The sequence below is a fragment of the Ferrovum sp. PN-J185 genome, from assembly GCF_001581925.1.
In the GTDB taxonomy this organism is placed as follows: Bacteria; Pseudomonadota; Gammaproteobacteria; order Burkholderiales; family Ferrovaceae; genus PN-J185.
The window spans coordinates 265,526-280,534 of sequence record NZ_LQZA01000002.1 but is presented as its reverse complement, the minus strand read 5'-3'; the positions used below and the strand labels follow the sequence as shown (position 1 = coordinate 280,534).

Below are 15,009 nucleotides of genomic sequence, written 5' to 3'. Positions count from 1 at the left end.
TTGTCGCCTTTGTTGCCACCGGCGTTGTTATTGCCGCCACCATTCTGGTTATTGGCTTGCTGTTGGCCACCGTTGCCGTTGTCACCTTTGTTGCCCCCGGCGTTGTTATTGCCGCCACCATTCTGGTTATTGGCTTGCTGTTGGCCACCGTTGCCGTTGTCACCTTTGTTGCCACCGGCGTTGTTATTGCCGCCACCATTCTGGTTATTGGCTTGCTGTTCTTCTTTATCTTTCTTATCAGATTTTTTGGCTTTATCACTACTACCTGGAGCAGTTGATGAATCAGATCCTGATTGATCACTCGATGATGATGAACCACTACCCGTGTCATTACTTGCAACTTGGGTATTTCCTGAATCACCACCGCCATCAACTGATTGAGTATTACCTACCGTTACATTACCAGTAGTTGATCCCGTATTACCCATTCCAGGGATCGTACTTGGTGTTGGTATATTGGTTTGCGATGCAATATTTCCACCTGAGAAGTGGTTAGCTATACTGCTGTTTGCAGCGGTATTGTCTGTATACTTGATCCCTGATGTGGCTAAATTGCTTTGTGCATCAGCATTAAGGGTACCTGCTCCCTTTATATTTACTGTTAAAGTAGATCCGGTCCCTAAAGGTGCTATGCCTGAAGTTTTGGTATTCATGGTAATGTTGCCATTACCTGTAATCGTCAACTGTTGGTTCTGTCCAGTACCATTATTTCCTAACTGAATTTGTCCAGTTGTATAACTTTGTGAACCTTGGGTAGTGACATTGCCAGCAATAATTACTTGACCATTGTAGTTAGACTTACCGGATAATATTTGACCAATATCAGCAGTTGCCTGAGTATCTTGCCATCCTGTACCAACTGTTAGGCTCTGTAATGCTGCGTTATTACCCACATTACCCATAAAGGCAATCATTGGTATTACAACAGAACTGTTTGTGGTTGCTGCTACGTCAAGTACATGAGCACCAGCTGTTGTGTCATTTACTGTGCCGTTAAAGTACACCTGTGGGTCTACAGAGATAATCGTTCTAATAATACCGTTTGTGCCATTATCTCCAATCACCACAGAACCATTATAAGTTTGTGCATTTAATGTGGTGATATCAGCATTGATATTAATAGTCGCTGCACTAACCACTAATTGGTAAGGTGAGATAGCTACTACATTGCTGTAATTACTATATAAAGTGCTTAATGGAGAACCTACCTGGCCGTTAAAGGTTACTGAACCATTATTAGCCGTTACGGTAATGGAGCGTTCTTGGGTCTTACTGCTTGCACCAGAGGTGAGTGTACCGACTAAGCTGATATTACCGTTTTGACTGGTTATTACTATTGGCGTGATGGTGCCACCTGATACATCACCACCTAATAAACCAACGTTTTCATTAAAGTTAACGTTTTGTGAGGTAGTAATATTGTTTTGAATATAAGCTGTATTCGAACCATTAATGGTTAGACTTGTAAGAGGAGCAGCTGTACTACCTACCGTACCATTTAGGTTAACTGTAGAACTACCTGAATTGATTATTAGATTGTAAGCACCGGTAATTGATCCTGCTACACTTAAACCATTTACAGCACTAACAGTACTATCTCCAGTAAGTACTAGACCACCAACTGAGCCAGAAGAACTAGTATTACCGTTATATACTACACTAGAGTTATTTACTCCTGTCCCTGCTACGCTGATTATATTTCCTATCGTATACCCATTTACGTTTAAGCTAGAACCACTTGCTACTGATACAGAAGCATTTCCCAACGCACTGTTATTACCAACAACTAACGTTCCACCACTCACCGTTGTTCCACCACTATACGTATTGTCTCCCGACAAGGTTAAGTCTCCCGATCCTTGTTTTACTACAGCACCAATTCCTGATATGACTCCACTCATAACGAGGTTTTGCGCCACCCCAACAAGAGAAACTATAGGATAGCCACCATATGGATTTCCTGTGAACTGCGAAGTTGTTGTTGAATTCGTAGATGTCTGATTGAAACCTGTATTTGCTACATTCTGTCCACCTAAAATTAATGTATAACTTCCACCTGCAACAATATTTGCATTACCCGTTAACGTAACTGTATTAGTTGTACTGTTAAATGAGGAGTAGTTAAATGTTCCTACAGTGCTACCACCCGATGTCAAAGTAACGCTTACATACGGAGCCATTTGTGATGCTGGGTTAATATATGCTGCAGTATTATTAAGCTGTAACGTTAATTGAGTGACATCACCACTACTTCCAGCAGTAAATGTATATTGAGGATTAATATTACTTCTAAAGAGATTATTATAAAAAGTAACTGGATTACCTACAGTATTTAATAATGTAAATGTTCCTGAATTACTATTAATGTTAAATAATAACTCTCCACCATTAAGTACAACACCACTAATACCTGAATTTATACTTGCAACGCTATTAACCGTTAACACACCACCATTAACCGTCGTTCCACCACTATAGGTATTAATACCGCTTAGTACCACTGTACCTGTATAGGTACTTGAGCCATTTATCGTTAAGCCATTTGCACCTGTTATTACACCAGACAAAGTTAATGTGTCTGAACTCGGTGCATTGATCGTTGCCGCACCACTTAAGACTATTGGATTACTTAATGCAATAGTACTTGCTCCAGCTTGTAATGCTGTAGCGTTAGCTAAGGTTAAAGTTCCCGTACCCAACGCACTGTTATTACCAACAACTAACGTTCCACCACTCACCGTTGTTCCACCACTGTACGTGTTGGCTCCACTTAACGTTAATGTCCCAGTACCCGTAACTTTTAACGAGCCTGGGTTACCACTGGAATTTTCAATAACAGAGGAAATTGATTGCGGACCAGTAACATTAACAGTTAAAGTACCGTCATTGGCTATTGCGCCACCGGTAATACTATTATTAGTACCACTTAGATTGATTGTATTAGATCCATGAAATGTCCATGATCCGTAAGTGTCTCCTGCCCCTACAGCAGAGATAGTGGCATTACCTTGAAGATTAATTGTACTACTGCCGCCAGGCTCAGATAAAGTCTGCCCTATACCACCAGTGCCAATCTGCGTATTTTCAAGCGCACCACCAGATGATATTGTTACTGTAAGTCCTGTTCCATTTAACTGGTTATAACCACCTCCAGATATCGCTAATACACCATTGTTTTCAATAGTTATATTTTTTGTGCCATTCATTGCACTTGCGCTAGATCCATCAAGGTTAACTGTTCCATTACTTACAGTCAGCGAACCAGTAAAAGTGTTTCCACCAGACAGGGTCAGTTGTCCGCCCTGTACAGTCAAGCCAACCACACCACCACTGCCTATATTGTCTTTAATCACTCCAGCAAAGGTAGTCGTTCCTCCCGCTACACTTAATGTTGATGTGGTACTGGCTTTAGAGTTATATATCTCATCACTCGCTCCACCTGTTAATGAGGCAAACGTCTGATTATTCCCATACAAGTCTAAATTGGCTGTGCCGCTCATCACTAAGGCACTCGCACTAGCAATCGATCCACCTGAACCCAACTGCAACGTTCCTGAGCTAATACTTGTGGTGCCTGTATAAGTATTAGCATTCGTTAATGCTACCGTTCCTAACCCTGATACGGTAACACCATAATTCGTTCCGGAGATCACTCCAGATAAAGTTAAGACATCACCAGCATTCGTTGCAGAGAGCGTACTATTACTCGTTAAGGTGATATTCCCTGCATAACTACTGGTCGTATCTCTAACCGTACCACCAGATAGTGTCATTGGATTCGCTCCAACAGCCACATTCTGTAAATCAAGTATTGCTCCACTATTAACCTGAACAGTGCCCGTCGTCGCTCCTAAACCACTATTGTTAGTAATGGTAAGAATACCTCCATCAACCGTCGTGCCACCACTATACGTGTTGGCTCCGTTTAAGGTGAGGTTACCAGCACTCAATGTCAGCGTGCCGCTTCCACCTATGTTGTTTGATACCACTAATCCGCTACTAGGTAAATCAAAGACTAGAGAACTATTATTGGTTACCGCTCCACTTCCTAAGGAACCAGCGTTTATTCCATCACCAATCTGTAACGTACCGTATTGAACAGCTGTGGTTGTAGATGTGTTGTTACTGTTATTAATTACTACTGTACCTGTATAGGTACTTGTTCCATTTATCGTTAAACCATATGCACCTGTTATGCCACCTGATACGGTTAAGGTATCTGAACTCGGCGCATTAATCGTCGCAGCACCTGTTAAAGCTATCGGATTACTTAAACCAATTGTTGTCGCTCCAGCTTGTAATGTTGTGCCATTAGATAAGGTTAATGTTCCTGTACCCAAGGCATTATTATTACCAACAATTAATGTTCCTGCATTAACCGTGGTGCCACCGCTATACTGGTTGCTGGAATTATTTAATGTCAGATAACTACTACTCTGCTTAGTGATTGATCCTGATCCAGTAATTAGATTATTAACAACCGAACTGCCATTAGTTACAAACAGAAGATTACCATTATCAACAATCTCCCCCGTACCTACCGTTCCTGTTATTCCGCCCGAAATACCAATCTGTAGCGTCCCAGAGTTAATAGTGGTAATACCTGTATAAGTATTTGTACCAGTTAAAATGAGTGTTCCCGGTGAGCCTGCCACTGCACCTGTAAAACTCAAATTGGTTGGTCCACTAATGGATCCTGATATTTGGTTAGCAGAATTTGATGACGTGATATTGATAGCAATTAAGTTTGTACTAATTCCACCAATAGTTGTTTTTCCACTACCACTATTAATAGTTAATGAACTTCCAGATAGCGTTCCAGTTACCGTACCAAACCCAAAGGCAGCAATCCCTGAACCACCATTTCCACCTGAGGTAGCTTGACCACCAATACCACCGCCACCGCCACCGCCTGAGTTAGCTGTTGCTGAATTACCGTTCACATTGCCAGCACTTTGACCACCACCACTGCCAGCACCACCACCGCCACCAAGACCACCCGCGCAAGTGACAGCATTAAATGTACACATCCAATGGCCGCCGCCGCCACCACCACCATAGACTGTTGATGTACCTAAAAGTGTTGAGGGTATACCGGAACCACCGTTACCACCATTGTATTGAGGGCTTGCTTGACCCACACTAAGTGCACCACCACCACCACCACCACCCGTTTCATTTTGCGCAGACCCTCCAGCATTACCATAATAGGTTAACTGTGTACCTTGAAGTGGAGTAACAGCAATATTAGGAGTACTCGTCGCTGTATTTACTGTGCTACATACAAGTGTGCAAGGAATACTGATATTAGAAGGCATATATACATAAGCTGAGTTATATCCTGTACCACCATAATGGGCTGAACTATAACCATTACCTCCACCACCAGAACCGCCTCCAAGACCGGTTGAATAAGTGCCGTAACTACTACCAGTTCCCCCTCCACCGCCACCTACAGCAATTTCACTGACTATTCCGCCAACAATAGAAGTATTGTTACCATTAGCACCTTGACTGTTTGGTGAACTACTACCCAATCCACCCGCACCAACAGTTATAGAATAAGAAACACCACCTACTAAATTAAGGGTACCAACACCAACACCGCCGCCGCCACCGCCACCGCCGCCTTCATTACCATAGTTGGCACCCCCACCTCCACCACCTGCAACTAATAGAGTATTATAGTAGTTTGTAGTATTACCATTGGGTGTGAATATATAGCTATTACCGCTATATGAAAAACTACCAATATTTCCTATACTTTGAGGTGTTGAGGTTAAAGTTAGTGTCGTGTAGCTTTGCCCGGCATTGGTCGAGTATTCAAATACACCCGAACCTAAAAAGGCGATCAAATCGTTATTGGTTGGCTCTATTAAATTGGCGCTGACATTACCAATTATCAAAACATTGCCGTTATTTGTAGAAGTAAGATTAATATTTGTTGCGGTCAAAACGAGATTACCACCAAACGACTGATTACCTGAAGTTGTAACTGACCCACCTAAATTGACATTACCAGTACTAATAGCTGTTGCGTTTGTATAATTAATTGAAATTGAAGAAAGCGGGACTATTGCACCAATACTCCCGGTAAAGGTTACTGTTCCTGTCCCGTTACTAATGGTTAACGCTTGACTATTTGCTGTTGTTCCATCTACGTTTGAATTAAAAATTATATTATTGTTATTGGTGGTTAAGCTTGTATCCCCGGCTAACGTTACATTACCGTTATAGCTCGTCGTCCCACCATATGCTGTGAGAGTTAAAGCACCTCCAATATTTATTGCCGCACTAATTGTTATATTGTTATAGGCAGAAAGCGTCAGGTTTCCACTCCCAGTAGAAGTAATTGACGCACTAACTGTAATGTTTCCACTCCCAGAACTAGTGGTATTTGAACAAGTGGCGTTTGTACAAGTGTAACCTGACGATGTAGTTTGAATGGTTACGTCGGTATTATTATTTAATGCAGTTTCTATACTTGCGGCTGTTGTTGCATCAATAGTGATATCTGTTGGATCCAACAACCACATCCCTCCTCGACCTGCGTTGATGGAGGCGAGTAGGTTAAGGGTGTGACCTGAGGTTTCGATGTAGCCACCATTAGTTATGTTGGTGGGATCCGTTTGTTGAGCGTTAAGAGTGGTAGTGCTATCTAATGTGGTAATGGCTGAGAAGGGAATCAGTTTATTGATTGCATCGTTACCAATCTTGATGGTCCCACCTTGGGTTAAACCTTGGGCATTAATAATGGTGTTGTTGGTTAAGCTCGTGGAGTTAGCACCTGAGATTAAGATTGTTCCACCGGGTCCTGCTTGACCGTTAGTTTGGATGATACTATTTTGTAGGGTGATGTCACCGGTGTTGGAGGAGAGACTAATCAGGCCACCGGTTTGGCCGTCTGCGTTGAGGTTACTGTTACTCAAATTAATGGAGGGGCTGTTACCCAACTTGATGGTACCACCTAATCCATTTCCACCATTGGTTTGAATATATCCTTGAGAGCTGATGGTGCCAATGTTATTTGTACCCAGGGTAATACTGCCACCATTGAGACTACCATTAGCTGTTAATTGAGAAGCTGACTCTAGGTTCAAGTTACCACTGGTGGTGGTAATCGTAATACTCCCTGCTGAACCTTGGGTGTTGTTGGCAGTGATCACACCAAACAAATCGAAGGTACCGGCAAGGATATTAATGAGAGGGTTGTTACCCATCCCATTTATTGATCCGTAGCTAACAAAGCTTTGGCTTGATGTCACGCTAACTTGGTTAGCGTTGATTTGGCTACCGGCATTTAATAATACTTGAGCAGCTTGGATGTTTACATCTAATAGGGTACCGGTAATGGTACCGTTATTAATAACAGCGCCATCAGCAACTAAGTTAAGGGTAGATTGTGATCCTGAGGTTTTTTGAATGACCACACCTGAATTAATAATAAGGTCTCCTGCACCAGTGCTACAGGTTCCTACACTAGAGCATCCTGCGGAATTCACTGATAAAGTCACACTACCTGTGTTTAATGCTTGAGAGATGACAGAAGCTGCTGTGCTATCAATGGTTAAGTTATAGGGATCTAGTACCCAGTTACCATTCGTACCCTGCGCGTTTTGTGCTGAGACATTAATGTTCGCTTGACTACCGATGGTGAGTGATCCGTGTGAGCTGGTTTCTACCACGCCACCGTTACCACCATTGACTCCACCCTGACTCTTGATTGAACCATTCACTGTGGTGTGGGTTTGTGACATGACGTACACAGAACCACCGTTACCTTGGTTGGTTGAGGAAGTATTAACAGTTGATCCAGCGTTTAAGGCGATGTTGTTACCAGTGATACTTACCTGACCACCATTGCTATTACCTTGGGCTAAGGTTTGTGATTGGTTATTGAGGTTAACGTTATCGCCATCAATAACAATGCGTCCACCCACTTGGTTTAGAGCAAGATTACTAACACTCACCTTACCGCCTTGGTTAATCACCTCTCCCACTAATTCATTCGCAGCACGGGCGGATAAGATAATTAATCCACCTGGAGCAATCACTGCATTGTGGTTCTCCACTAACGCATTAATATGACTGGGGGTAGCGGTAATCGATGCTAAGTGATTACCTGAATTAAAGTTAAGAGTAATAGTATTGCCTGCAGCCAGAACCACTGTTCCCATCTGAGCAATAATGATGCCGTTGTTTCTGACAGCGGGGGCTAATAAGGCCACATAACGACCAAGGCCTGCAGTGATGTTTCCTTCATTCACCACAGAGCCTGTTGTTCCATTCTCACTGTAGGTGGCTTTACCCTTCATGTAATCGCTATCACTAATATTATTAGTGGTTGCCACTAAGGCCCCAACGTTTACACTGGCTGAAGGACTAAAGTACACACCCTGAGGATTAACTAATACCACTTCACCATTGGATTTGATCTGACCAAAGATCTGACTGACATTAGGGTCACTGATTCTATTTAAGGTAGAAGACTGACTATTGGGTTGATTATAAGTCACCGTGGCATTCTGACCCACGTTATAACTGTTCCAATCAATCACAGCACGTTGACTGCTCTGATTAATGGTCATTGAAGCACTATTGGCTCCCACACTCTGACTAATCACAGCATTCCCTGCAGACACCACTCCACCCCCAGGCAAAGCCGTCACAGCAGGGGCTGCGTGGGCGCCTAAACTAAACAAGCTCGCTATTGTTACCAGCAGCTTAAATTGTAAGGGTGGTTTGATCAAAAAAACTCCAAATACTTTTTTAATAAATCTTATTTTTATTGTTTTGTGAATTATTGCAAAAACAACAGGGAGTTTTCTTACAAATCCTTACGAGAACCAAGAAAAATAGCAAATAATTAAGATTTTTTGATTATTTAAACTTACCAATAACTTAAATAACAAATAAAAATATATAAAAAACAAAAGGTTAGATATTATATTGGATATATATTTAAAATATTTTTTAATTTTTAAATATAATTAAAATTATGGTGAATTCAAACATGAAGTGCAATTTTTAGAACCGGTAGGTTAAATGGGCAGTATGCGGTAGCATTTATACCCCTTTAACCGCCAAGTCGAAATTGTACAGATGACATACACCCACCTTACCCAAGAAGAACGATACCAGATTTATGCCCTTAAAAGGGCAGGAATTACTCAAAAAGTGATTGTCCGAATACTGATGCGTAGTGAATCTACCATTAGTAGAGAAATAAGCAGAAATAGTGGCCTGAGAGGATACCGTCCCAAACAGGCTCATCACAAGTCTCAAAGAAGACGGGTAGCAAATGCCAGAACAATCACCACTGAAGACTGGCAATGGGCCCAATCTAAGCTCTTGGAGCAATGGAGTCCTGAACAAATTAGTGCTTTTGTGGATATTAGCCATGAGACTATTTATCAGCGCGTTTATCAAGATAAAGAGCAACATGGGATACTGTGGAAGTGTCTACGTTGCCAAAAGAAGTACAAGAAGCGTTATGGTTTGTTAGAACGCCGTGGAACCATACCCAATCGACTCTCTATTGAAGAGCGGCCTATTGTAGTCAATGATCGAAGTCGTATTGGCGACTGGGAAGGAGATACGATCATAGGTAAAAATCATAAACAAGCATTGGTGAGTATAGTGGAACGACAGTCTAAACTAACCCTAATTCATAAAGTAGTAAGAAAAACCGCTGATGCCGTTAGTGGCGCGATAGTTGAGTTATTAAACCCACATAAAAACAAGGTGTTAACTATTACCGTAGATAATGGCAGAGAATTTGCGGGGCATCAGGAAATCGCTCAACAATTAGAAGCCAACGTGTACTTTGCACACCCCTATGCATCATGGGAGCGCGGAACAAATGAGAATACCAATGGCTTAATGGCTCCACACCAAAAGAGGGGGCACCTTAATCGAATTAGTCTAAACTAAATCCTTGATTTTGCGATCAAAAAGGAGATTAAAGTGCCCAAGAACAATCTTATCCTAAATTTACCTGGTTTTTCCATAGTAAAAGTAAGTGGTTATCAACCTTTATTATTAGATGTGAAATATAACCGCTTAGCCCGCTGTAGCCACTGCCACAGTAAACAGGTACGTAAAAAGGCATCCTATATACGAACAGTTCATCATGAACTAATAGGCCATAGGCGCAGTATATTAAGGTTTAAAGCCTATAAGTTGTACTGCCATACCTGTTGTCGTTATGGTAACCAACAATTCCCAGGTATTAATAAATATCAACGTGCTACCTGGCGAGCTCAGGCAGCAGTATTTCATGACCATAGTCGTGGTGTATCTCAAAAAGACTTGGCTGAACGCTACAATAAAGGCAAAGCCACCATAGAACGTTGGTATCAACGTCACTACCAACAACAGCATGGAGAGCTCTTAACTAAGGTCTGTCCATTAGTGCTTGGTATTGATGAACACTTCTTTAGTAAGAAAGAGGGGTTTGCTACCACGCTTTGTGATCTACGAAAGCATAGGATCTTTGATGTGGTTCGTGGCCGTAGTGAGGGGGACTTAAAGGGCTATTTGCATCAGTTACCCGGCAAGGAGCAAGTTAAGGTCATCTGTATGGATTTAAGTAGTACCTATCGCTCTATTGTTAAAAAGTACTTCCCTAATGCATTAATTGTTAGCGACAGGTTTCATGTGATTCGTTTAATTCAACATCAGTGCATGATGACGTACAGAGAACTCTGTAGTGAGATAAAAAGCAATAGAGGGATCTTGGCGTTATTGAGAACAAGGCCGGACAACCTAAGTCAAGATAAAAAGGCCAAAAGAGATCTGTTCTTAGCTCAACATCCAGCTATTGCAGCTATTTATCAATTCCAACAACAACTTCATACGTTGTTAATGAAAAGGGCTTTAACGCAACAGGCGTGTCGTGAAGTGATTCCTGTATTCCTAAATATGCTAACTGAGTTAAAACAAAGTGCTTTTAAACCATTATCTGCCTTAGGTAAAACACTCAGTTCATGGAAAGAAGAGATTGCGAGAATGTGGCGTTTTAGTAAATCTAACGGTATTACAGAAGAGTTTCACCGTAAGATGAAACTGATTCAGAGAAGAGCTTATGGATTTAGAAACTTTGAGAATTACAGAGTGCGTGTTAAGGTGCTCTGTGGATGATTAAAACTGCCCCCTTAAATGGGAAAGAGCCTTAAAACTGCCCCCTTAAATGGGAAAGAGCCGGATTAGGTAGAGTGTCTGTTATGTAAGTTATTGATTTTATTGGTGCCGACAGTAAGAATCGAACTCACGACCTTCTGATTACAAATCAGCTGCTCTACCATCTGAGCTATGCCGGCCCTGTAAAACGCATATGATACCTGATTACTTGATGATTGTCAGGTTAGGCCTTGGTTTTTTATTGGGTGATGCTACTTCAACCTCTAATGTTGATGCTATTTCAGCCGAATTATCCAACTCAATATCCTCTGAGTCGTCAGGCTCGATATCAAAGAACATACCCTCACCCGTCTCTTTTGCATATAACCCAGAAACAGACGACCAAGGTACATTAACTTCTTGAGAAACACCACCAAAACGCGCATTAAATTGAATCGAGTCATTACTCATTTGCAAACCACGGGTCGCATTTTGACTGATATTTAACACAATCTGTCCCTCTTTAACAAACTGTATAGGTACCCGGGTTTGCTGATTAACGGTCACATGAATTAGAGGCGTGAATCCGTTATCACAACACCATTCCCATAGAGCTCGCGCAAGATAGGGTTTGGTTGATGTGGCCATACTTATTTCCTCATTGCTTTTTCTGCTGGCGTCATTGAATCAATAAACGCTTGTCTTGCAAACAATCTTTCTGCGTACTTAAGTAGTGGAGCAGCACTCTTTGGCAAAGTAATATCGTAATGCTCTAAACGCCATAAGAGTGGAGCAATAGTGACATCTAACATGGAAAATTCTTCACCAAGCATGAATTTTTGCTTAACGAATACTGGTGCAATTTGAGCTAAGCTATCACGAACTGAGGCTCTCGCCTTATCAATCAATTTAGCGTTACCACTTTCAATAATAGATACTTGATTAAAGAGTTCTTTCTCAAAACGGAATAAGAACAATCTAGCACGGGCACGCATCACAGGATCAGCTGGCATTAATTGCGGATGAGGGAAACGCTCGTCAATATATTCATTAATAATGTTGGATTCAAACAGAATTAAATCTCTTTCCACCAAAATAGGTACTTCATTATAAGGATTCATAATGCCAATATCTTCTGGCTTATTAAATAAATCAATATCAATGATCTGAAAATCCATACCTTTTTCGTATAAAACGATACGGCAGCGATGGCTAAAGGGGCACGTGGTGCCTGAATACAATGTCATCATAACTATTATCTCGTGTGCTAGGCGTTAAATTAATGAATGTCTTTCCAAAACTCTTTTTTCAGAGCATAGGAGAGGGCAAAGCCCAAAATTAAGAAGATTATGACACCATAACCCATATGAATTCTAGTCTCCCGATTGGGCTCGGCCATAAAAGACATATAGTTTACAAGATCATAAACGAATTGATCATACTCTGCAGCGGTTAATTTACCGGGTTTTTCTAATACTAGACTCTCTTTAGTTAAGTGTTGACGATCCGCATTAGGTGCCAATACTTGGGTACCCTGAAGCGCATAAAGAACATGGGGCATTGCCACATTAGGGAAAACCACATTATTCCAACCTGATGGGCGCGAATCATCTTGGTAAAATCCTTTTAAATAAGAATATAACCAATCAGCGCCTCTGACTCTTGCCTCAACGGATAAATCAGGGGGGGCTACGCCAAACCATTCTTTTGCATCTCTGGAACTAAAAGCCACTACCATACTGTCGCTGATTTTTGAGCCCGTTAAAATGAGATTTTTTTCAATCTGTTGCTTATTTAAACCAATTTTTTCTAATAAATCGTAACGAACAAACTTTGCACCATGACAGGTCACACAATAATTAATAAAGTGTTCAGCCCCTCTTTGTAAGGACGCATAGTCTGTTCCGTTAATACTAATATGTTGAAGCGGCACTTCTTCCTCAGCGTGAGCAACAACTGTAGTGACGCTTAACATCACTAGATAAATGAACGGCACTATTTTTTTTATCATCATCAGCCCCTCATTAAGTCAACCGTTCAGGCACAGGCTTTGTTTTATCCAAACGACTTATCCAAGGTAACAGGAAGAAAAAGCCAAAGTACACCACAGAACATACTCTAGATACTGGATTAACATACCAAATAGTGGGGTTTTGCGTGCCCATATAACCCAATATTAAAAAGGCAATAAAAAACAAATATAAAGCTGTTTTGTAGAGTTTCCCACGATAACGAATGGATTTCACTATGCCACGATCAAGCCAGGGCAAGAGCATAAAGATAGCAACTGATAATCCCATGGCTATTACGCCAAGTTGCTTTTGAGGAATAGCACGCAAAATGGCATAAAAAGGAGTGAAGTACCAAACCGGCTCAATATGTGGCGGAGTTTTTAATGGATCGGCTGGAATAAAGTTGTTGGCCTCCAAAAAGTGGCCACCAAATTCCGGTGAGAAAAAGACAATGGCAAAGAAAATAATAAAAAACGCCATCAATCCCATTAAATCTTTCACCGTGTAATAAGGGTGGAAAGGAATACCATCTAAGGGAATACCCGTATTCGGATCTTTTACTTTCTTGATTTCAATGCCGTCAGGATTATTGGAACCCACCGTATGTAATGCCACGATATGTAAAAACACGAGAACACATAACAATAAGGGGATGGCGATAACGTGAAAAGCAAAAAAACGATTGAGTGTGGCATCTGCAATCACATAATCTCCACGAATCCATAAGGCCAGAGGTGGGCTTAAGGCATCAATGAGAGAAACGATAACTTGCGCTCCCCAATAGGACATTTGTCCCCAAGGTAATAAATAACCAAAAAATGCTTCAGCCATAAGACAAAAATAAATGGCCATACCTAATAACCAAATTAGCTCTCTTGGCTTTTTATAGGAGCCATACAACATACCACGAGTCATATGTAAGTACACCACCACAAAGAACATCGATGCACCAGTGGAATGCATATAACGTATTAACCAACCATAATCCACATCACGCATGATGTATTCCACCGATGCAAAAGCTAATTTTGCATCTGGCTTATAGTTCATGGTCAGAAAAATCCCTGTGATGATTTGCATCACAAGAACAATGGTGGCTAGAGAACCGAAGTAATACCAAAAATTAAAGTTTTTAGGAGCGTAATACTCCGCTAAATGATCGCGCCAGACTGAAGTCATTGGAAAACGATCGTCAATCCAGTGCTGTAACCGTGATAATGTGGCTCTCATAATCAAGCCTCTCCCTTGTCATCACCTATCATAATTTTTTTATTGGGCAAATACTTATATGGCGGAATTCTCATATTAAGGGGCGCTGGAACAGATTTAAACACCCTTGCCGACATGTCATATTTCGAACCATGACAGGGGCAAAAGAAACCACCAGGCCAATCATTCCCCATCCCGTCCGCTGCTCCTACTTTCATTTTACTGACAGGAGAACAGCCCAAATGAGTGCAAATACCTACCACCACTAAAATCTCAGGATGGGTATTAATAGAGCGATTAATATTTTTACAATACTCTGGTTGTTCAGAGCTATTGGAATCAGGGTCCGCTAGAAAATGAGCATTTTTATTTAATTGCTCCATCATCTGCGGCGTACGATACACTATCCAAATAGGTTGACCGCGCCACGCTTGAGTAATCATCATGCCAGGCTCAAGAGAAGAAATATCAACTTCCACAGGAGCACCCGCTGATTTGGCTTTAGCACTTGGCAACATACTGCTAACAAAGGGAGTAGCTATAGCTGTAACACCAGCAGCGCCCATGGCTACTGTTGCACTGACCAGAAACTGACGTCGGCCAGAATTGGTATTATTATGATTCATGACAAATTACCTATTTCGGCTAATATAATACCGATGACTGT

The 15,009-nt window shown here is 41.4% G+C and carries 8 protein-coding genes and 1 tRNA gene; 2 read left to right on the top strand and 7 right to left on the bottom strand.

The window, feature by feature from the left end; genetic code table 11:
- Positions 1–8,750, bottom strand: an 8,750-nt coding sequence (locus tag FV185_RS06040) for an autotransporter-associated beta strand repeat-containing protein (protein ID WP_067495025.1), incomplete at its 3' end; no start/stop codon positions are given.
- 352 nt (positions 8,751–9,102) lie between these two features.
- Between FV185_RS06040 and FV185_RS06035 the strand changes: the two genes are divergently transcribed.
- Entirely contained in the window at positions 9,103–9,933 is an 831-nt protein-coding gene (locus FV185_RS06035) for an IS30 family transposase (RefSeq protein WP_082787057.1), read from the top strand.
- A gap of 33 nt (positions 9,934–9,966) precedes the next feature.
- The gene (locus FV185_RS06030) at positions 9,967–11,142 is read left to right on the top strand and encodes an ISL3 family transposase (protein ID WP_067495020.1); all 1,176 of its coding nucleotides are present in this window, start codon (positions 9,967–9,969) and stop codon (positions 11,140–11,142) included.
- A gap of 103 nt (positions 11,143–11,245) precedes the next feature.
- On the opposite strand, the gene FV185_RS06025 is transcribed toward FV185_RS06030, so the two are convergent.
- From FV185_RS06025 to petA, 6 genes are all read right to left on the bottom strand, one after another.
- Positions 11,246–11,321 (bottom strand) — tRNA-Thr (locus FV185_RS06025).
- 25 nt (positions 11,322–11,346) lie between these two features.
- Positions 11,347–11,769 carry a ClpXP protease specificity-enhancing factor gene (locus tag FV185_RS06020; RefSeq protein WP_067495017.1) on the bottom strand — a complete coding sequence of 141 codons (423 nt, stop codon included), beginning with the start codon at positions 11,767–11,769 and terminating at the stop codon, positions 11,347–11,349.
- Positions 11,770–11,771: 2 nt separating this feature from the next.
- Positions 11,772–12,371, bottom strand: a complete 600-nt coding sequence (locus tag FV185_RS06015; protein ID WP_082787056.1) for a glutathione S-transferase N-terminal domain-containing protein — start codon at positions 12,369–12,371, stop codon at positions 11,772–11,774.
- A 29-nt stretch (positions 12,372–12,400) separates the two neighbouring features.
- Positions 12,401–13,135 (bottom strand): cytochrome c1, encoded by a 735-nt coding sequence (locus tag FV185_RS06010; RefSeq protein WP_067495010.1) that lies wholly within the window; start codon positions 13,133–13,135, stop codon positions 12,401–12,403.
- A gap of 10 nt (positions 13,136–13,145) precedes the next feature.
- Entirely contained in the window at positions 13,146–14,363 is a 1,218-nt protein-coding gene (locus FV185_RS06005) for a cytochrome b (protein WP_067495007.1), read from the bottom strand.
- Positions 14,364–14,365: 2 nt separating this feature from the next.
- Positions 14,366–14,968 carry a ubiquinol-cytochrome c reductase iron-sulfur subunit gene (gene petA / locus FV185_RS06000; protein ID WP_067495004.1) on the bottom strand — a complete coding sequence of 201 codons (603 nt, stop codon included), beginning with the start codon at positions 14,966–14,968 and terminating at the stop codon, positions 14,366–14,368.
- Between the last annotated feature and the right edge of the window lie 41 nt (positions 14,969–15,009).

What these genes read in the sequence shown, in the direction of transcription:
- FV185_RS06035 (WP_082787057.1), top strand. Translation starts at nt 9,103, where the DNA reads ATGACATACACCCACCTTACCCAAGAAGAACGATACCAGATTTATGCC.
- FV185_RS06020 (WP_067495017.1), bottom strand. Translation starts at nt 11,769, where the DNA reads ATGGCCACATCAACCAAACCCTATCTTGCGCGAGCTCTATGGGAATGG.
- FV185_RS06015 (WP_082787056.1), bottom strand. Translation starts at nt 12,371, where the DNA reads ATGATGACATTGTATTCAGGCACCACGTGCCCCTTTAGCCATCGCTGC.
- FV185_RS06010 (WP_067495010.1), bottom strand. Translation starts at nt 13,135, where the DNA reads ATGATGATAAAAAAAATAGTGCCGTTCATTTATCTAGTGATGTTAAGC.
- FV185_RS06005 (WP_067495007.1), bottom strand. Translation starts at nt 14,363, where the DNA reads ATGAGAGCCACATTATCACGGTTACAGCACTGGATTGACGATCGTTTT.
- petA (WP_067495004.1), bottom strand. Translation starts at nt 14,968, where the DNA reads ATGAATCATAATAATACCAATTCTGGCCGACGTCAGTTTCTGGTCAGT.